Below are 19,932 nucleotides of genomic sequence, written 5' to 3'. Positions count from 1 at the left end.
GGGATTAGCACGTCTATTATTTTTACTGCAAAAATCGTCTTATAGATAAAGATCATGAAAGCTAGATTATCGATCGCCCTAACCGCCCTAATGACCTTGGGCATAACTGCCACACCAGCGGCCAACTTTGACGAACAGGACATCGAGCAGACCCAGGTAGTAGCGATCGCTCGTCCCTACGGAGGTAATAAATTTGACCTCCTAGTATTGGAACAAATTCAGGGAAAACAGAAGTGTTGGAGTGAAACCGGCTCAAATCCCGTCATGATCGACCCGCTGCTCCTCAACTTTGACTTTACCGGCATTTGTCGCCGCGCCACCGATAGTAATGGTTATTCTATCCGTCTCGATGGCCGGGATTTTGGGCTAGATTACATCCTGCGTATTGTGGAACGCAATGGCGAATTATACTTAGTGGGAACTCCCCGGGATGCTCGCAGACCAGAATTAGTGGTGGGAAGAACCCGAGGAATGCAAACGGGATTTATGAAAATTATCCTCGAACCGGGTTGGAGATTTAGCCGACGTACCTTTGAAGGCAAAAGTTTAGGCCACTTCTACTTTAGCGGCAAAGAAACGGAAGTTCTCGCAATCGCTGGCAGACCTCCTATCAGCGAAACCACTCCTCCCCCCACTTCCGGGGCCAGTTTCCGGGATATTAGCGGCGATATCTATAAAACTGAGATCGAAAAAGCGATCGCGCTTGGGGTAGTGGCTGGTTTTAAAGAAGATAACAGCTTCCGCCCCGAAAATCCCGTTACCAGGGAACAATTCATCTCGATGATTATTGAGGGGATGGGAACTGTCACCAAAATTAACCTAGAAGAGATTCCCCCCGGCAGCGGCAGTTTTAACGATGTGGACGCGACGCGTTGGAGTTCCAAAAAAATCCAATGGGCCCGGGCCAATGGTATTGTTGCCGGCAAAGCTAACGGCGAATTCCGTCCGGGCGACCCCATCACCCGGGCCGAATTGATGGCGATCCTCAAACAGGCCGCCACCTACCTGAAAACTCAGCAAAAACAAGCCCCCGATTTGGCCCAAACTAAAACCCCCGCCAATTTTTCCGATACTTCTGGTCATTGGGCCGCTGGTTTAATTACCCAGATGTCGGGATTTTGCGCTGTGGCCTCTCCCTTGAACGAACAGGGTAGTGCTTTTGTACCAAATGATCCCACCCGTCGTAACTACGCAGCAGCCGCCATCGTCCGTACCCTCGATTGTGTTAAAACCGCCAAAAAATAAGTAGGGTTTGCGGCAAAAAGTTTTTCCTAGGGGTAGGTTGTGGGGTTTCACCCATTTTTGGGTGGTCAATTACCTAATTTTCAGGGAAAAAGTCCCCCAATTTTCCCCCCGACCACTCCCGGACCCAGAACTTTTTGATCTCAAAAAGGTCTAGGCACTCATGCAAAAGGAGGAATCAATAATCAGTCTTTAATAACCAGATTTAGTATGATCACTGATTACTGATTACCGATCACTGATTACTGATTGTGGTTATTAATTTTTACTTTAGGTATGCCGTCGAGTATTCTCGCTAGACTGGAAAATAATGCACCTCGGCTAGACAAAATCCTATGGTAAAGCTGCTCGAAAATCCTCTCCGAGTGGGATTGCGACAAGAAAGAACCCCAGAACCCTTAATCTTAGTCATTTTTGGGGCATCGGGAGACTTAACCCAAAGAAAACTGGTTCCTGCTCTCTATCAACTGAAACGGGAAAGACGACTGCCGGCCGAATTAACCATCGTCGGTACAGCGCGCCGAGAGTGGAGTCATGATTATTTTCGCCAACAGATGCGCCAAGGCATCGAAGAATTTTCCGACGGGATTGGTAGTGAGGAATATTGGCAAGACTTCGCCCAAGGGTTGTACTATTTCCCCGGCAACATGGACGATCCAGAAAGTTACGCCAAAATGAAAGTCTTTCTGGAAGAATTAGACGGAATCCGGGGAACCCGCGGCAATCGAGTCTTTTATCTAGCGGTTTCTCCTAATTTCTTTCCCCCCGGTCTTAAAAACCTCGGCGCGGCGGGAATGCTGAAAGACCCAATTAAACACCGGTTAGTGATCGAAAAACCCTTTGGCAAAGACCTCAGTTCTGCCCAAGTTCTCAATCGAGTCGTACAAGAGGTTTGTCAGGAGAACCAAGTTTATCGCATTGACCACTATTTAGGCAAGGAAACCGTCCAAAACTTGCTGGTGTTCCGATTTGCTAACGCTATCTTTGAACCCCTCTGGAATCGTCAATTTATCGATCACGTCCAGATTACCGTGGCCGAAACCGTGGGAGTGGAGGAGCGGGCCGGATATTACGAAAAATCGGGAGCTTTGCGCGATATGGTGCAAAATCACCTGATGCAGTTATTCTGCTTGACGGCGATGGAAGCACCCAACGCTATTAACGCTGATAGTGTCCGCGGCGAAAAAGTCAAAGTCCTGCAAGCGACTCACCTGGCCGATATTAATAACCTAGAAAAATCCGCCATCCGCGGCCAGTATAAAGCCGGTTGGATGAAAGGAAAACCCATTCCGGGCTATCGGGAAGAACCGGGGGTTAATCCCGAATCGACCACCCCCACCTACGTGGCCATGAAATTAATGGTAGATAACTGGCGTTGGCAGGGGGTTCCCTTCTATCTGCGTACCGGTAAACGTCTGCCGAAAAAAGTTTCCGAGATTGCCATCCAATTCCGTCATGTGCCGTTATTAATCTTCCAATCGGCGGCGCAACAAACTAATGCAAATGTACTGAGTATGCGGATTCAGCCTAACGAAGGTATTGCCCTCCGTTTTGAGGCGAAAATGCCGGGCTCGGAATTACGCACGCGCACGGTAGAAATGGACTTTAGCTATGGTTCCTCCTTCGGTGTCACCAGCGCCGATGCCTATAATCGCCTACTTTTAGACGCTATGCTGGGAGATCAAACCCTATTTACCCGTTCTGACGAGGTAGAAGAAGCATGGCGCATCGTTACTCCCGCTCTCGCCGCTTGGGATGCCCCCGCCGATCCCGCCTCCGTACCCCAATACGAAGCGGGTACCTGGGAACCCACAGAAGCGGAATTTCTCCTTAACCGCGATGGCCGTCGTTGGCGACGACTCTAAAACAGTGAACAGTAATCAGTAATCAGTAAACAGTAAACTAAAAACTCACATCTGATAACTGATAACTGATAACTGATAACTGGTAACTGATAACTGATAACTGATAACTGGTAACTGATAACTGATAACTGGTAACTGATAACTGATAACTGATAACTGATAACTGATAACTGATAACTGACATGACCACCCAAAGCCCCCCCATTGTCTCCCTGCAAGCACCGAAAGATGTTTCCATCGATGTGATCGAGCAGGAACTGCGCGATATCTGGCAATCCTATAATAATAATGAGGATGGTATGGCCGCCACCCGGGCCACCACCTTTAGCTTTATTGTCTATGAACCCGATGCGGTACAGGAATTGTTAACCCTTCTCGGCTATTACACCGGCCCGATTGATGGTATTGCCGGTCCGCGAACCCACGCCGCCATCAAAGTCGCCCAGAAAGACCTAGAACTAGAAGTAACTGGGCTTTCTAGCGATGAATTTGTCGCCCGGTTAAGGGCGGCCTGGGAAGCGGAAAAAAACGCCGAGGATGGGGCTAATCATCGTCAATACGCCGCCGATTTAGATGCTATCGGGGTCGCCGATGCGATCGCTGCCTCCAATCCCTGTCGCATTATTACCCTCTGTCCCACCGCCGAGGCCGATGAAGGGGTAAAAGCCTCTGTTTCTGCCTATTGTCCCGTTAACAAACGTAGTCAGAACACTTTAGTTTGCTGTGAATACGTCACTTTAAGCGGCACAGCGGAAGCTTTGGAACGAATTGGCGGCATTATTTCCGAGTTAACTATTCCCAGTTTGCCCAAATTTCTCTGGTGGAAAGCCAGTCCCGATGCGGAATATGGACTATTTAAACGTTTGGCCAGTCAATGTGATACGATTATCGTCGATTCCAGCACTTTTCGGGAACCGGAAAAGGAACTGCTGCAAGTGGGGGATTTATTAGCAACAGATGTACCATTAGCTGACCTGAACTGGAGTCGTCTCGCCCCCTGGCAAGAACTAACCGCCGAGGCTTTTGATCCACCGGAGCGCCGGGATGCTATTCTGGAAGTCGATCGCATCACTATTGATTACGAAAAGGGCAATCCTTGCCAAGCTTTTATGTTCCTGGGTTGGATGGCCAGCCGGTTACAATGGCGACCGGTGGGATATAGTCACCGGTCGGGAGATTACGCTATTCATCGGATTAGCTTCCTCGGTCAGGACCAGCGTTTAATTGAGGCAGAATTAGCCGGTGTTCCCGTGGCCGATTGGGGTGAAGTACAAGGAGATCTGATTAGTATTAAACTCACTTCTACTAATCTTCAGGCCGATTGTTGCACGGTAATTTGTTCGGGAACTACTGGCTGTATGCGGATGGAAGCTTCGGGAGGGGCCCAATCTTGCCGCGTTGAACAAGTGTCCCATCTGGAAGACCAAAAAACAGAAACTCTGCTAGGTAAACAGTTACAGCGTTGGGGCCAGGATGTGCTTTATCAAGAAAGCATGAAAGTCACTAGCTCTATCCTCAAATTATCCCAACCGGATTAACAAATTAGCAACAATAATCCCACCCACTTTCGAGAGACCTTGTTAACAAGGTCTCTCGATATTTATCCGGCAGTCAGCACCTGATTAAAACCGATAATTATAAGTAGGTAGGCGTTAAAAATTATCAGACACCGCCCTTATCAAGGGGAACAGCGGGGATCGAACCTAAAATCCATTTTTAATTTAATTATAACCAGCTACTTACCTTTTCAGAAAACAGGTTATTATAAAAACAGAGCTTTGCTTTCAAGGGGGCAATATGGTCGCAACCACTGAGAAACGCTACACAGTCGCAGAATACTTTCAACTAGAGGAAACCGCCACCGACAGACACGAGTATCGAGATGGAGAAATTATTATTATGACTGGGGGAACTCCTAACCATAATCGCATTGCGGGAAATTTTTATAGAAGATTTCCCTTAACTATCCAGAATCAAGCCTATGATATATTTATCACCGATCTACGCTTGGCAATACCCGCCTATAATGTGTACACCTATCCCGATCTTATGATCGTTAAGGGGGAACCAATTCTTGAAAGAGGACGCACCGATACGATTACCAATCCACAGGTGATTATCGAGGTTTTATCAAAATCTACTCAAGACTATAATCGGGGTGATAAGTTTAAGTTTTATCGCTCTCTTGATAGTTTTGAAGAATATATTTTAATTGATCAATATGGTTATTATATAGAACAATTTCATAAAAGAGGCGATCATTGGGCATTTCGGGATTATCACGATCAAGAAGCGATTTTAACTCTGTTTTCTCTAGATTTTCAAATATCCCTGACAGATTTATATCAGCGGGTGGATTTTACCGCGATTGAAGTATCCTAATGATACTAAATCCGTTGAGTATAGGCTACATATCAGGATAGGCAATAGGCAATAGGGGCTATAGATAATCAGTCTTTAATAAACAGATTTAGTATTATAATTCATAATTCATAAAAAAAGGTGGGGCAACACCCACCTTGTTTAAACCTTAGATATTAGCGATAATTAGGCCTCATCGAGAGCGGCAATACCGGGTAAAACCTTCCCTTCGAGTAATTCCAAACTAGCGCCACCACCGGTGGAAATATGGCTCATTTTTTCTGCAACTCCCACTTTTTCCACCGCCGCTACCGAGTCACCACCACCGATAATGGTAGTTGTACCAGTAGCGGTTAAATCGGCTAAAGTGTGAGCGATCGCATCTGTACCCGCCGCAAATTTATCGAACTCGAACACCCCCATGGGGCCATTCCAGAGGACAGATTTACAGCTAGATAAAGCTTTTTGGAAAACTTTAACTGATTCAGGTCCGATATCCAATCCCATCCAACCATCGGGAATATTTTCGACCTTGACGATTTGGGACTCGGCATCTTTATCGAATTGATCCGCTAACACCACATCGGTAGGAAGGAGGAATTCCACTCCTTTTTCTTTAGCTTTCGCTTCCAGGGATTTGGCTAATTCCAGTTTGTCCTCTTCCACCAAAGACTTACCAACACTTAAACCGCGGGCCTTGTAGAAAGTAAAGATCATACCGCCACCGATGAGCAGTTTATCGCACTTTTCCAATAAAGTTTCAATCACGCCAATTTTACTAGAAACCTTAGAACCGCCGATAATCGCCGCTAGGGGACGTTGGGGAGTTTCAATAGCTGCTTGTAGGTAGTTTAACTCTTTTTCAATCAAATAACCCGCCACCGAGGGGCTGAGATAGTGGGTAACGCCTTCCGTAGAAGCGTGGGCGCGGTGGGCGGTACCAAAAGCATCATTAACGTATAAATCGGCATTAGCGGCTAATTTTTTGGCAAAATCGGGATCATTTGCCTCCTCTTCACCGTGGAAACGCAGATTTTCTAAAAGGGCCACTTGGCCGTTAGACATTTGACTAATCGCTGCCGTCACTCCCTCACCAATACAATCGGGACACATGATTACTTCTTGGCCCAATAATTCCGAGAGACGTTTAGCCACAGGAGTCAGACGCAAATTTTCTTTAACTTGACCGTCGGGGCGACCCATGTGGCTGCATAAAATAACCTTAGCCCCTTTTTTAATTAAATCCTCAATCGTTGGTAGTGCCGCCCGAATACGGGTATCATCGCTGATTGCCCCGGTGGCTTTGTCCATGGGAACGTTAAAATCGACCCGGACTAAAACCCGTTTGCCCGCTAAATCAGCCTCTGTTAAATTCGCTACTGTTTTTTTTGGCACAGCCCATAACCTCCTAGATTGCTTACCGTACAATAAAGATTAAATCAGGGTATCGCTACTTGCGGCAATTACTTTGACAAAGATTATTTCAGATTTGGGGATCAGTTTTGCAGTTCCAAGACTGATTTGCCCAGAAAAATTTGATTGGAGAGACTTGCTAATTATGTTTGAGACGATTTTATTTCCCATCGACCACAGCCGCGAAAGTCGTGACGCTACCAGTAGTGTGATCGAATTAGTCAAAATCTTTGACAGTCGTTTGGTCCTGTTGTCGGTGGTGGAAACGACACCCACCGGAGAAATTGCCGCCGACGATAAGATGAGTTCGATCGAAGCGGTGGATAGATTGTTACAATCGGCCCAAGCGATTTTCGCTCAAGCTGGCATCAAGGCGGAAATGATTGAAAGGGAGGGAATGCCTTCTTTTGTCATCTGTGATGTGGCCGATGAAATTAATGCTCACCTGATCGTTATGGGTTGTCGCGGTTTAGGATTAACCGGCGAAGGTGTGTCCGAAAGCGTCACCACCAAAGTTATTAACCTTGCCCCCTGTCCAGTGTTGATTATCCCTTAATCAGTGATCAGTTATCAGTGATCAGTTATCAGTGAGCAGTTATAGCGTTTCCTAAGCTAGTGAGGTACACATATTTTTCTTCCCTTTTGCCTCTTGCATGAGTGCATGAGTGCCTAAAACCCATAACTTTTGTAGCTCAGCAGACTGAAAAAGGCTATATCATACTAAATCCAGTTATTAAAGACTGATTATCTATTCCTCCTTTTGCCCCTTGCCCCTTGCCTCTTGCCTATCCTGATATGTAGCCTATACTCAACGGATTTAGTATCAGATGTGAGTTTTCAGTTCACTGATTACTGTTTACTGCTCACTGAAACAAAGCTCCCCCATCTCCCCATCTCCCCCACTCCCCCGTCTCCTGAGAGAAATGTAACGAATTGTGAGAGTTTCAGCCGTCAACCCTTGAAAACTCGATCGATGGGGTTGCTTGAAGTAATTCTTAGGCCTAAAGTGTAATCTTAAAGTTTTATGATCAATTTTCCTGTTGATCGGAAAAAGGAGAACTCAAACACAATGGCTGAAACTGGATACAAACAGGTGGTGACACCCTACAATGATGATCCGTTCATTGGTCATCTAGCTACCCCCATTTCCGCTTCTGGTTTTACCAAAGCTTTTATTGGTAACTTACCTGCCTATCGTCCCGGTCTAGCTCCGATTCTGCGCGGTCTAGAAGTGGGTATGGCCCACGGTTATTTCCTCGGTGGTCCCTGGGTTGTCCTGGGTCCCTTGAGAGACTCGGAATATGCTAATCTCGGCGGCTTAATCCCCGCTTTAGCCATGGTTCTCTTGGCTACGGGTTGTTTAGCTAGTTATGGTCTTGTCTCCTTCCAAGGTAAGGCCGCTAGTGGTGATCCTCTGCAATCCTCCGAGGGTTGGAGTCAATTCGCCGCCGGTTTCTTTATTGGTGGTATGGGTGGCGCTTTTGTGGCCTATTTCCTCCTAGAAAATCTTGGTGTCGTTGATGGCATCATGCGCGGGGTTTTTAATCAATAATTAACCCTTGTTCTACCTGATTATCATTTCCTTATTTTTTTACTAGGAGCATTTGACATGACTGGTGCCTACGCAGCTTCTTATCTGCCTTGGATTTTAATCCCGATCGTCTGTTGGTTAATGCCAGCTGTAGTGATGGGTTTGTTATTTATCTATATCGAAAGTGAATCCTAATTTAGCCTAGGATTCCTACAATTCAGGACTTGAAAATTAGCTATTTTATAGTTAGTTTTCAAGTCCTATTTTCTGAAGAAAAAAGAAAAAATTGACCAGATGAAAATGGGTAAAACCCCAGACCCCACACCCTGCCCCCGGCTGCATCCCACATTTGCAGAAATACCGACAATCAGCAATTATCAGTGACTCTGAAATTGGTAAAAAAATATGAACAATCGCGTGTAAGCATCTCACAGTTAACCTAATGCGCGGGGGGTTTGGGGGCGGCACTTCGACAGGCTCAGTGGCCGCGCCACGCCCCCAACGGGGGGTTTGGGGGGTAGAACCCCCCAAAAGCTTGGATTGAGTGATAAAACTGAAAGTAACACACCCAATTTTAGGAGAAAGTTTCCCCTGAAAAATCCCAAATTAGTAGATTGACAAAAATGATACCAAATCCCTTTTTAATAGTGTGATTAACTCTCAAGTTATGAATTGTTTCTCCCCACACCCCACACCCCACACCCTACACCCCACACCCCTACCCGCACCGAAAAACTGTTTGCCGCAAACCCCACTTATAAAGCGGTTAGATAGCGGATTTTTTCCAACAATAGGGAGGGTTGAATCGGTTTGAGGAGATAGTCGTCAATGCCATGACGACCGAGGAAATTAACGCTGATTTCGGGGGTATCATTCAAGATTAGCACTTTACTGGCTTGAGTTTGGCTGGATTTTTTTAAGAGATGACAGAGATGATATATATCGGGCATTTTTTGATCGACAATTATAATACTTGGCTGCACGATCTCAATTTTTTTGATAGCGGAGACACTATCGATTAACCAAATAACTTGATAATGTGCCACCATCAATAACTCACAAATAAGATTGGCGATTTCTTCGTCACTTTCAATTAAAACTATAGTGGGATGGTGGTGATTAAAATGGGGATTATACTCTGAGGGTTGGGGTTGAGATTTGGATGGGTTTTGTTGAGGTAAACGGACGGTAAAGATGGAACCTTTATCTAAGCAAGATTCTACCTCGATCGTGCCGCGATGGAGTTCCACTAATTGTTTAGTTAAAGCCAATCCTAATCCCATACCACCATAACGACGTTTACGAGAGCCATCCAACTGGGTAAATTTTTCAAACAGAAGCGGTATTTTTTGAGCAGGAATGCCGATGCCCGTGTCTTCTACCTGAAAAATGACCTGACTGCCTTCTTTCCACAGTCTCAGCGTGATAGCACCCTGTTCGGGGGTAAATTTCAGGGCATTTTTTAACAAGTACAAAAGTATCTGCTGAACTCGATCGTAATCGGCGTAAAAATAATGCTCTTTTTCGGCAATTTTCATCTCTAAAATTAGACTAATTTCTTTAATTTCTGCCTCTGTTTTGATAATTTCTAAAACGTGATTACAGAGGTATTTTAGCGAAAATTGTTTAATATCTAAAACAGCTTTTCCTGCCGAAATTTGCGAGAAATTAAGCAAGTCATTGATTAATTCTAATAGTTTATTGCCGTTATCCTGAATAACTTTTAGATAGTGTTTTTGTTTGTCGGGGGGTAAAAAATTATTGGATGCCGAGCATTTTTGCAGGGTACTGGACAAACCGATAATACAAGTTAGGGGAGTTAATAACTCATGACTCATATTATTTAAAAATTCACTTTTGCAGAGGTTAGCGGCTTCTGCGGCCATTAAAGTATCTTGTAATTCTTGGGTTCTTTCTATTACCCGGCACTCAAAAATATCTTTTTGTTCCTGTACTTGGGAATATAATTGCGCTTGATAGATAGCGATGGCGAGATGTTCACCAATCTGACCTAAAAATTTCTTTTCTTGCGGCAACCATTGGCGTTTTCCTACACATTGATGGGCAATTAATAAACCCCACAATTCTTCTTGTACCACAATCGGGGCGATTAATTTTGATTGCACTTGGTGTTGTCGCAAAAATTCGGACAAACAGAAGGAAGAAGAATAGTTAACATCCACATCATCCACGGCCAGAATTAATCCTTGACGATACTTTTCCTTGTATTGGGGAATATAGGAAAAACAATCGTCTTCGGGGGTTAAATTTAACACGGAATTTATCTGGTCAGAAATGCGCGACTCGGAAGTTATTTTTCCCTTTCCCTCACCGATACCGGGGAAAAATTGATAAATTAACAATCGGTCCACTTGCAGAAACTCCCGCGCTTCCCTGACCACGGTTTCCAGAATCACCGGTAACTCCAGACTCTGACGCATTTGGGTGATGACTTGGTTTAATAATCTTTCCTGTTCGATTTGTTGGGATAGGGCCGCTTCTATCGGTTGACAAACGGAGAAGATGTGGGGACAACCCCCCTCAGCAGACGGAGAAGAAATTATCGAGAGAATTTTGACTAAAATTTTATTTTGAAAACTGCTGACATTAGTGGATAGAGGCAGATTTAAAATTTGATAACCCTGCTCAATTTTCGGTTGGTGGAGAGACTTGACGGCCAGTCCTTGCAGAAAGTTTTTAATCGTGTTCGCTTCAAAACTAATGCGGACTTCGTACTCAAAGTTATGTGCTTGGGGACTGGCTAACAATAAAGCTTGTAGGTCAGTAGAAAGCAAGAGTTGATAGATTTCCCCCGTCTTTAGCGGCAGCTCTCTTTCACTGAGACTAATCCTCGGCGCTGTCACCTGTATTGCCAACTGTCCCCACCAAGAACGAATTTGTTCGAAGTGAGTAGATGACAACACTTGACAGCAAACATAAGCGGGAGAAGCATTCATTTATCAGTTATCAGTTATCAGTTATCAGTTATCAGTTATCAGTTATCAGTTATCAGTTATCAGTTATCAGAAGGCAGGAGGCAGGAGGCAGGAGGCAGGAGGAGATAGGGTGATAGGGTGATAGGGTGATAGGGTGATAGGGTGATAGGGTGATAGGGTGATAGGGTGATAGGGTGATAGGGTGATAGGGTGATAGGGTGATAGGGTGTTAGGGTTTTGGGGTTTTAGTTGAAATTCCCCCACTTCCCCACTTCCCCACTTCCCCACTTCCCCACTTCCCACTTCCCACTTCCCACTTCCCAGTCATCAGTAAGGGGACTGGGGTTCGGTTTTTAGTGAAGTTTTCTTAATCCCTATCCCCTACTATTCCCTAATCCCTATTCCCTGTTCTTTAAATTGCCGCAGACAGATATAATCATCTCTATCTACCTAAGAATGATCCCTCGATCGAGACCCTGATTCTCAAAACCTAATCATTATTTAACCTGACTCTCAAAACTTATGCACCGAATTGCTCCCCAAGCGGGTGGTTGGACAGCAGATACCGAAGGGGTGATTATTATTGACCAAAATCCGGCCCCGATTGTTCTCCTCACCATGGCTGATACCGATATTCAAACTCTAGCGGCAGCTATCGACCATCTACCGGATAATTTTCCCGCAATTCGCGCCCTGAATTTATCCCAGTTACAACAGCAATACAGTATCGATAACTATGGGGACAAGGTACTATTCCAAGCAAGGGTGATTATTCTTCGCTTATTGGGGGGACGGGGGAGTTGGTCCTACGGGTTGGAAGTAGTTAAGGAAATTGTCGAGGAAACTGGTGCGACTTTATTTGTCCTCCCAGGAGAGGATAAACCGGATTTAGAGTTGATGAGTCATTCCACTGCTTCCCTGACTACTGTTAACCAGTTATGGTGCTATTTCACGGAAGCAGGGATAGATAACTGGATTAATGCTGCTAAATTTATCGCGCATACCTGTCTCCATCTCGACTATCTTCCCTCTCCTCCTAGGGTTGTCCCTAGGTTGGGAATCTATTCCCAGATAACCCTATCCCAACCCCAAGCACGGACTTGGATACTTTTCTATCGTTCCCATTATCTCGCGGGTAATACCAAAGCTATCGATGCTTTAATCAGCGCTTTCACCCAAAGAAATATTGAAACTGTCCCTATCTTTCTCTCCTCTCTCCGGGAAATTGAAGTGCAAGAGGAACTATTAACCCTCTTTTCCCACCATCCCCCAGACCTAATTCTCGATACCACTAGCTTCTCTATCCAGCGACCGGAAGACAAACAAAATCATCACTTCTGGCAGTCCCTCAATAAACCCATCTTCCAAGTAATCCTCAGCAGCAGCAGTTTAGAAGCTTATCAACAGGGTTATCAAGGTCTTTCCCCCCGGGATGTGGCCATGAATATCGCTTTACCGGAAATGGATGGCAAAATTATCACCCGCGCTATTTCCTTTAAATCTGTCCTCACCCGACATCCCAAACTAGAAACGGAAATAGTTATCTATCAACCCCTCCCCCACCGGGTTGATTTTGTCGCTGATTTAACCGCAAACTATTGTCAACTCTCCTCCCTTCCCAACTCCCAGAAAAAAATTGCCCTCATTTTCCCCAACTATCCCAATAAGGATGGTCGTATCGCTAACGGAGTTGGTTTAGATACTCCCGCTAGTGGTTTGGAAATTCTTCGCGCATTACAAACCCAAGGTTATACCCTCACCGACCTCCCCGACCATAGCGACGAATTAATGCGATTGCTTATTTCCGGTATCACTAATGACTTGGAGACAAGGGAATTAAAACCTATCTATCAATCTCTCTCCCTAGAAGCATATCTAGATTATTTCTCCTCCCTTCCCCCCGATAATCAAAGCGCTCTGCTTGACCGTTGGGGACATCCGGATGGGGATTTTCCTATCCCCGGCATCCAGTTAGGTAATGTCTTTATCGGTATTCAACCTTCTCGCGGTTATGACCTTGACCCGACTCTTAATTATCATTCCCCCGACCTGGAACCTACCCACAGCTATCTCGCTTTTTACCATTGGTTACGACAGGAATTCCAAGTCACTGCCGTGATTAATCTCGGTAAACACGGCAATTTAGAATGGCTACCCGGGAAGAGTCTCGCTCTTTCTCCCCATTGTTATCCCGAAATTGCTTTCTCGTCGCTGCCGAATTTTTATCCTTTTATTGTCAATGACCCCGGAGAAGGTTCCAGTGCTAAAAGACGTTCCCAAGCTGTTATCATCGACCATCTCACTCCCCCAATGACGCGAGCGGAATTGTATGGGGATTGGGAAAAGTTAGAGTCTCTCATCGATGAATATTATCAGGCAGAATCTCTTGATCCTTCTCGTTTAGCTCTGATTCGCGAGCGGATTAACGACCTGGTGGCGAAAACTAATCTCGATCGAGAGCTAGGCACGATCTCGCGTAGCGAGCGCGTTGCGACCAGCGCCTCCTTTGGTCAATTTCTCACCGTCGTGGATGGTTATCTCTGTGAACTCAAGGAAGCACAAATCCGCGATGGTTTACATATCTTCGGTCAATGTCCCCAGGGTCAGCAGTTAATTGATTTAATTCAATCGATCGCCCGTTCTCCCAGTCCCGACCGCCCCGGTTTAACCCGTTCGATCGCCCTTGACCTCCATCTCGACTGCGACCCCCTGACGGAATATAACGATACCACTACTTATCTGGAAGGTCTCGCTCAGGATTTAATTAGCCGGAAAATTGAACCTGTAGGCGAAAATACGGCAAAAGAATTGGTTTGGCTAGAAAATCAGTTAATTCCTGCTTTAAAACAAACCCCCGATGAACTTACCTATCTCTTAAAAGGTCTCGCTGGCCAATACGTCCCCAGTGGTGCTTCCGGCGCTCCTACCCGCGGCCGTCCTGATGTTCTCCCCACCGGCAGAAATTTCTATTCCGTCGATACCCGCGCAATCCCCACAGAAACCGCGTGGGAAGTGGGAAGAAAGGCCGCAGAGGCACTAATTGAACGTTATACCCAAGAAAATGGCGAATATCCCCGCACTTTGGCGATTTCTATCTGGGGAACTTCGACGATGAGAAATAGTGGCGAAGATGTGGCCGAAGCCATGGCTTTACTGGGAATTCGTCCCCTTTGGGATGGTTTTTTCCGTCGGGTGGTCGGGTTTGAAATCCTTACCCCGTCTAGCTTAGGCCGTCCTCGCATTGATGTGACCGTTCGGGTATCGGGCTTTTTTAGGGACAGTTTCCCCAGCATACTACATCTTCTTAATTCTGGCATAAATGCGGTAGCTTGTCAAGAGGAAGAGGAAAAAATTAATCCTTTAGCGGCGAAAGTGAAGACAGAGAGGGAGTTTTGGCTAAATCAGGGCTTAGGAGAAAAAGAGGCGAAACTGAGAGCTACTGCCAGAATCTTTGGCTGCAAACCGGGTGCTTACGGGGCCGGTTTACAGGGGTTAATCGAGTCACAAAACTGGCAAAATGATCAAGACTTAGCTAATGCTTATATTAACTGGAGTTGTTATGCCTATGATAGTCAAGGAACTGCCCATTCTTTACCGGAAGTATTGAGAAATAGACTGCAAGAATTAGAGATAGTGCTGCACAATCAGGACAATCGGGAACACGATATTTTCGACTCCGATGACTACTATCAATTTCAAGGCGGCTTAACTGCCAGTGTCCGGGCATTAACCGGCAAAAATCCCGTCACCTATTTTGGTGATCATTCCCGTCCGGAAAATCCCCGCATCAGAACCCTAGAGGAAGAAATTCGCCGGGTTTACCGTTCGCGAGTGGTTAACCCCAAATGGATAGCGGGAGTGATGCGACACGGCTATAAAGGCGCTTTCGAGATGGCTGCGACCGTAGATTATATTTTTGCCTACTCTGCCACTACTCATCTCGTGGAGGATTTTATCTATCAGGGAGTAGCCGAAGCTTATTTATTTGACGACAAGGTACAACAATTTATTCAGGAGAAAAACCCCTGGGCATTGCGAGATATGGCCGAAAGATTATTAGAGGCTCAACAACGGGGATTATGGACCCAGGTGGACCAGAAAACTTTAGATCGATTGAGGGCAATTGTTCATGAGGCCGAAGGAGCGATCGAATCGGGTCAGTAATTAGACCTCTTGTAAAAATCAAAAATCTGACCTTAGGTGAGGAGTCAGTAGCCAGTAGTCAGTAGTCAGGAGAATTAAGAATGAGCATTAATCAATTAAATGCTCTATCTAAGGATTTTATGCAATTTTATGCCTATTTTTCTCATTTTTGAACTCTCAAAAATTAATTAGGCAAGAACTCTATTAATAACTGGTCTAGAATCAATCTATCAAGAAATTGCTCAAATTACTTTAGTAATGAGAAACGGGACTAAATAATGGCCAGAATTGAGGGATTGAGGATTAAAAATTATCGAGCGCTCAAGGATATAACCCTGGGCAAGTTATGGAACACTCAAAATCGAGATTCTCTGACACCGATGACGGCCGTTATCGGCAAAAATGGCGTGGGAAAAAGCACACTTTTTGATGCGTTCGGTTTTTTATCTGATTGTCTTAAAGGAGGAGTAAGTAGGTAGGCGTTAAAATTTGTCAGATGCCCCCCTTATTAAGGGGGGATTAAGGGGGGATCCCCCCTTGATAAGGGGGGATCCCCCCGCCTATCGGCACCCCCCTTGATAAGGGGGGCAGGGGGGATCGAACCTAAAATCCATTTTTAATTTAATTATAACCAGCTACTTAGAAGAAGCTTGTGATGCGCGAGGTCGGGGCGGGTTTGAGCGTCTTAGTTCCCAGGGTCAGAAAGGAAGCATTGAATTTCAGATTTACTATAAAGAAGATTACAATTCCCGACCAATTACCTATGAATTTCGCTATTTTCGAGATAAACTACGTCATCTCAGTCAGGAAGAATCAACAACTTTAGTACAGCCTTTCTCATAAAGATGAAGTGTAACCTAATTTGGTATTAACGACCGACTCCCCAAAACGAAAACTTCCCATCTCACCATTCAGATAACTGCTGTGGGTGCTGAAAACTCAAATCTGATAACTTACAGAGGAATGTAGCGAAATATACGGAGCGATCGAACCAATTTGTAATATATGTGGCCTATAAAATAGGATGATGCGAGCGTTGTCCACACTTGCATCGGGAGGGAACCGTGACGACTTTTCAGGCTTCGCTCAATTTACTGCCTTCTAGTTCTCCCGCTGCCAATTTTCGCACTGGAGAATGGACTTTTCCCACACTCTACTCGACTCTGGCTCCTGCTGCCCTAGCAGATTTAGTTTTTTCTCGTTACGAGATTGATGTACCGAAAAATTGTCAATTTTGGCATCGGGGTTTAAGTGATGTGTATCTCCTCGAAACCCTGACAACTCCCTACATTTTGCGCGTATCTCACTGCCATTGGCGCAGCAAAATGGAAATCGACTTCGAGTTAGAATTATTAGATTATCTTGATCGCTCTCAGGTTCCCGTCGCCGCCCCAATTCGCAGCAAAAAGGGTGATTTATCCCTAGAAATTAATGCTCCGGAAGGGAAACGTTACGCCGTCCTCTTTCCCTATGCTCCGGGGGGAATTGCCATTGGAGACATAGATATAGAACAAGCCTATCATTTAGGGGCGATCGTAGCTAATTTACATCGGGTGACAGCAGATTTTCAACCCCTAGCCTATCGTCATCCCCTCAACCTCAAATATCTTCTCGAGGATTCCCTGCAAATTATCGCACCTTTTCTGCACCAACGACCGAGGGACCTAGACTGTGTTTTAGAAACCATTGGGGAAATAGAGGAAGAAACCGCCAAATTACCGACAGAATCTCCCTATTGGAGCATTTGTTGGGGCGATCCTCATAGTGGTAATGTACATATCACCCCAGATAATCAGATGACCCTATTTGATTTCGATCAGTGCGGTTATGGTTGGCGAGTTTTTGATATCGCTAAATTTCTGCAAGTTTCCCTACAATCCGGCTTAAATCGCCAGGTTCGCCACAGTTTTATCCAAGGTTACGATCAAACAGTGCCTTTAACTGATGGTGAATTATCTTGTCTTCAGTATCTCACCCAAGCGGCCTATATTTGGTCTTGGTCAATTAGCTTAAATAACCTGCGTTTAACCGATTATAGTCGTCTCTGCGCCAATTATTTTAGTAGCCGTTTGGCCATTCTCAAACGTTTAAGAACCCAAGAATGGGAATTATTCTAAGCAGCCTTAATCCTGTTGGTGACAGCAGACCCTAACTAACCAAGATCAACTTTCTTGCTGGTCAATGACCAAACGAGGTATCGATCCCTGTATGCTGATAAGTATAGATAATCACTAGGTAAAGACTTTCTTCTCCATCTGCCAAAAGTGAAGCAAGCTTTGCCGCTCTTGAATAGTCTCTCACAGCCTCACAGACAGATGGTATTATGTCCAGAAGAAAGAAGAAGTTTCCCTGTGGTCACAAGGGTTATGGCCAAGTCTGCCATCATTGCGCTCAACTAGATGCCGCTTGGGAAGAAAGAAAACGTCAAAAAAATGCTTGGGAAGCCACTTTTTCCCAAGATCCGATCGATCTACGGGAATTACCGAAAAATGTCGTACTTAAAGCTAGGGAAATCCTGCAAGGATTGCAAGATCACCGCAATTATCGAGATTTCCACGGTAAACGATTGCGACACGATCGCTTTATTATCAGTATCCCCGTTACCCGCAATTATCGCCTCATCTGTCGCGACTACGGCAATCTCCTCGTCCCGGAAGCGGTGATCTCTCACGAGGACTATAATGTCTGTAAACCGGGTAGGTGAAGCTAATCTTTAGTTCACCTCGGAAGATTTATCCCTGTTTATATCTTCCCAATCCGGCAGCCAATTTTGATCGAGAATCTCCTCTAGACTAGCTAACACTTCCAAGGGGAAAATACTGGCATCTAATTTGGTTTCGTCAATAAGCAGATTGCGAGCATCGAGATAACATTTTGCTAAAATTTCCCTTAAATAGGACTTTAAACTGGGACTATCTGCTAAAAGATCAGCAATTTGTAGGCGAAAATTTCTAATTTCTTTTTTCCATCCCGCTTGGTTGTAATCTCGTTGGGATTGCCAGTAGGTTAACTTCAGTAAATGTTCTAGAAGTCGAGTTAAGAGACTCTTAAGCGCTCGTCGTTCACTTTTACCCAAATCCGCTAACTCCTCTAATAAATTCGGCCAATCTACCGCTTGAAAATCCCCCCGACGCAATTGGTTGATAGTGGACTCTAACCAAAGTTGATAATCGCTATCGTAGAGATTTGAAATGGTAATATTCATCATTTTTTACTCCTTAATTTCACTGTTCAGAATTATTGCTGATAGCTTCCCAATTAGGCAACCAATTTTCATCGAGAATCTCCTCTAGATTAGCTAACACTTCCATAGGGAAAATACTGGCATCTAATTCGGTTATATCAATAATTATCTCCCGAGCATCGCTGTAACATTCCTCAAGTATCTCGGATAAATAGGGTTTGAGACTGGGACTATCTCTCAGTATTTTCTTGATTTGTTTCCGAAAGTTTCTAATTTCCCCTTTCCATCCAGCTTGATTATAATCTCGTTGGGATTGCCAGTAAGTTAACTTCAGTAAATGTTCTAAAAGTCGAGTTAATAAACTTTCTAATGCTCGTCGTTCACTTTTTCCCAAATCCGCTAACTCCTCTAATAAATTCTGCCAATCTACTGCTTGAAAATCGCCTTGACGTAATTGGTTGATAGTATTTTCTAACCAAAGTTGATAATCGCTATTGTAGAGATTTTGGATGGTAATATTCATGATTTTTTACTCCTTAATTTCACTGTTCAGAATTATTGCTGATAGCTTCCCAATTAGGCAACCAATTTTCATCGAGAATCTCCTCTAGATTAGCTAACACTTCCACAGGGAAAATACTTGCATCTAATTGGGTTTCGTCAATAAGCAGATTGCGAGCATCGAGATAACATTCCTGCAAAATTTCCCTTAAATAAGACTTTAAACTGGGACTATCTTTGAGAATTTTTTTGATCTGAATCCGAAAATTGCGAATTTCTTTTTTCCATCCAGCTTGATTATAATCTCGTTGGGATTGCCAGTAAGTTAACTTCAGTAAATGTTCTAAAAGTCGAGTTAATAAACTTTCTAATGCTCGTCGTTCACTTTTCCCCAAATCCGCTAACTCCTCTAATAAATTCTGCCAATCTACCGCTTGAAAATCGCCTTGACGTAATTGGTTGATAGTATTTTCTAACCAAAGTTGATAATCGCTATCGTAGAGATTTGGGATGGTAATATTCATCATTTTAAGTAGCTGGTTATAATTAAATTAAAAATGGATTTTAGCTTCGATCCCCCCTGCCCCCCTTGATAAGGGGGGTGCCGATCCCCCCTTAATCCCCCCTTAATAAGCTGTCCTTTAGTCACATCTTTCTTAACATTTCAAACCTTTGTAGCACAAGGCTTTCAAGACTCGGTTAACAATTTGTAATATTCCTTGTTGACACCCTTACTGACAAAGAAAAAACTGAAAT

General features: G+C 44.6%; 15 protein-coding genes and 2 pseudogenes. 11 read left to right on the top strand and 6 right to left on the bottom strand.

The annotated features are described in order from the left end of the window. Positions 1-54: 54 nt before the first annotated feature. The 4 genes from IM496_RS13440 (at position 55) to IM496_RS13425 (ending at position 5,489) form a co-directional block, all read left to right on the top strand. A complete protein-coding gene (locus tag IM496_RS13440; protein WP_194013748.1) occupies positions 55-1,245 on the top strand; it encodes a DUF3747 domain-containing protein in 1,191 nt (396 codons plus the stop codon). Between the two features lie 332 nt (positions 1,246-1,577). Further along, positions 1,578-3,107: a glucose-6-phosphate dehydrogenase gene (zwf, locus tag IM496_RS13435; protein WP_036402568.1), complete on the top strand. Its 1,530-nt coding sequence runs from the start codon at positions 1,578-1,580 to the stop codon at positions 3,105-3,107. Between the two features lie 182 nt (positions 3,108-3,289). Next, a complete protein-coding gene (opcA, locus tag IM496_RS13430) occupies positions 3,290-4,645 on the top strand; it encodes a glucose-6-phosphate dehydrogenase assembly protein OpcA (protein ID WP_287662203.1) in 1,356 nt (451 codons plus the stop codon). Positions 4,646-4,904: 259 nt separating this feature from the next. After that, positions 4,905-5,489, top strand: a complete 585-nt coding sequence (locus IM496_RS13425; protein WP_130756682.1) for a Uma2 family endonuclease — start codon at positions 4,905-4,907, stop codon at positions 5,487-5,489. 165 nt (positions 5,490-5,654) lie between these two features. On the opposite strand, the gene IM496_RS13420 is transcribed toward IM496_RS13425, so the two are convergent. Next, positions 5,655-6,863, bottom strand: coding sequence for a phosphoglycerate kinase (locus IM496_RS13420; protein WP_149986338.1), 1,209 nt, complete (start codon positions 6,861-6,863; stop codon positions 5,655-5,657). A 163-nt stretch (positions 6,864-7,026) separates the two neighbouring features. On the opposite strand from IM496_RS13420, the gene IM496_RS13415 reads away from it, so the two are divergent. From IM496_RS13415 to IM496_RS13405, 3 genes are all read left to right on the top strand, one after another. Continuing rightward, complete coding sequence (locus IM496_RS13415) at positions 7,027-7,437, top strand: universal stress protein (RefSeq protein ID WP_004162196.1); 411 nt, start codon at positions 7,027-7,029, stop codon at positions 7,435-7,437. 513 nt (positions 7,438-7,950) lie between these two features. Next, a complete protein-coding gene (locus IM496_RS13410) occupies positions 7,951-8,433 on the top strand; it encodes a photosystem I reaction center protein subunit XI (RefSeq protein WP_002737469.1) in 483 nt (160 codons plus the stop codon). A gap of 57 nt (positions 8,434-8,490) precedes the next feature. Continuing rightward, entirely contained in the window at positions 8,491-8,607 is a 117-nt protein-coding gene (locus IM496_RS13405) for a photosystem I reaction center subunit VIII (RefSeq protein WP_002737043.1), read from the top strand. Between the two features lie 195 nt (positions 8,608-8,802). Here IM496_RS13405 and IM496_RS22730 read toward each other — a convergent pair. Together IM496_RS22730 and IM496_RS13400 are read right to left on the bottom strand one after the other, a co-directional pair. Continuing rightward, positions 8,803-9,017, bottom strand: a pseudogene (locus IM496_RS22730) (hypothetical protein); the annotation flags it as partial. 150 nt (positions 9,018-9,167) lie between these two features. Beyond that, complete coding sequence (locus IM496_RS13400; RefSeq protein ID WP_287662199.1) at positions 9,168-11,369, bottom strand: hybrid sensor histidine kinase/response regulator; 2,202 nt, start codon at positions 11,367-11,369, stop codon at positions 9,168-9,170. 501 nt (positions 11,370-11,870) lie between these two features. Here IM496_RS13400 and cobN point away from each other — a divergent pair. The 4 genes and pseudogenes from cobN to IM496_RS13380 all read left to right on the top strand — a co-directional run bounded on the left by cobN (position 11,871) and on the right by IM496_RS13380 (position 18,195). Further along, complete coding sequence (cobN, locus tag IM496_RS13395) at positions 11,871-15,512, top strand: cobaltochelatase subunit CobN (protein WP_287662198.1); 3,642 nt, start codon at positions 11,871-11,873, stop codon at positions 15,510-15,512. Positions 15,513-15,769: 257 nt separating this feature from the next. Then, positions 15,770-15,961: pseudogene (locus tag IM496_RS13390) on the top strand (AAA family ATPase); the annotation flags it as partial. A 594-nt stretch (positions 15,962-16,555) separates the two neighbouring features. Further along, positions 16,556-17,608: a phosphotransferase enzyme family protein gene (locus tag IM496_RS13385; RefSeq protein WP_194017317.1), complete on the top strand. Its 1,053-nt coding sequence runs from the start codon at positions 16,556-16,558 to the stop codon at positions 17,606-17,608. A gap of 206 nt (positions 17,609-17,814) precedes the next feature. Further along, entirely contained in the window at positions 17,815-18,195 is a 381-nt protein-coding gene (locus IM496_RS13380; protein ID WP_043998006.1) for a DUF7682 family zinc-binding protein, read from the top strand. A 9-nt stretch (positions 18,196-18,204) separates the two neighbouring features. Here the strand turns inward: IM496_RS13380 and IM496_RS13375 are convergent, their stop codons facing one another. The 3 genes from IM496_RS13375 to IM496_RS13365 are packed head-to-tail and all read right to left on the bottom strand — an operon-like array spanning position 18,205 to position 19,703. Further along, positions 18,205-18,696 (bottom strand): DUF29 domain-containing protein, encoded by a 492-nt coding sequence (locus tag IM496_RS13375; protein ID WP_194017319.1) that lies wholly within the window; start codon positions 18,694-18,696, stop codon positions 18,205-18,207. Between the two features lie 19 nt (positions 18,697-18,715). Beyond that, positions 18,716-19,198, bottom strand: coding sequence for a DUF29 domain-containing protein (locus tag IM496_RS13370; protein ID WP_228009776.1), 483 nt, complete (start codon positions 19,196-19,198; stop codon positions 18,716-18,718). A 19-nt stretch (positions 19,199-19,217) separates the two neighbouring features. Continuing rightward, a complete protein-coding gene (locus IM496_RS13365; protein WP_194017321.1) occupies positions 19,218-19,703 on the bottom strand; it encodes a DUF29 domain-containing protein in 486 nt (161 codons plus the stop codon). Positions 19,704-19,932 lie beyond the last annotated feature (229 nt).

The sequence above is a fragment of the Microcystis sp. M049S2 genome (assembly GCF_020245625.1).
Lineage (GTDB): Bacteria > Cyanobacteriota > Cyanobacteriia > Cyanobacteriales > Microcystaceae > Microcystis > Microcystis ichthyoblabe_A.
The sequence above is the reverse complement of the archived record's forward strand: the minus strand, read 5'-3'. Positions and strand labels throughout refer to the sequence as shown.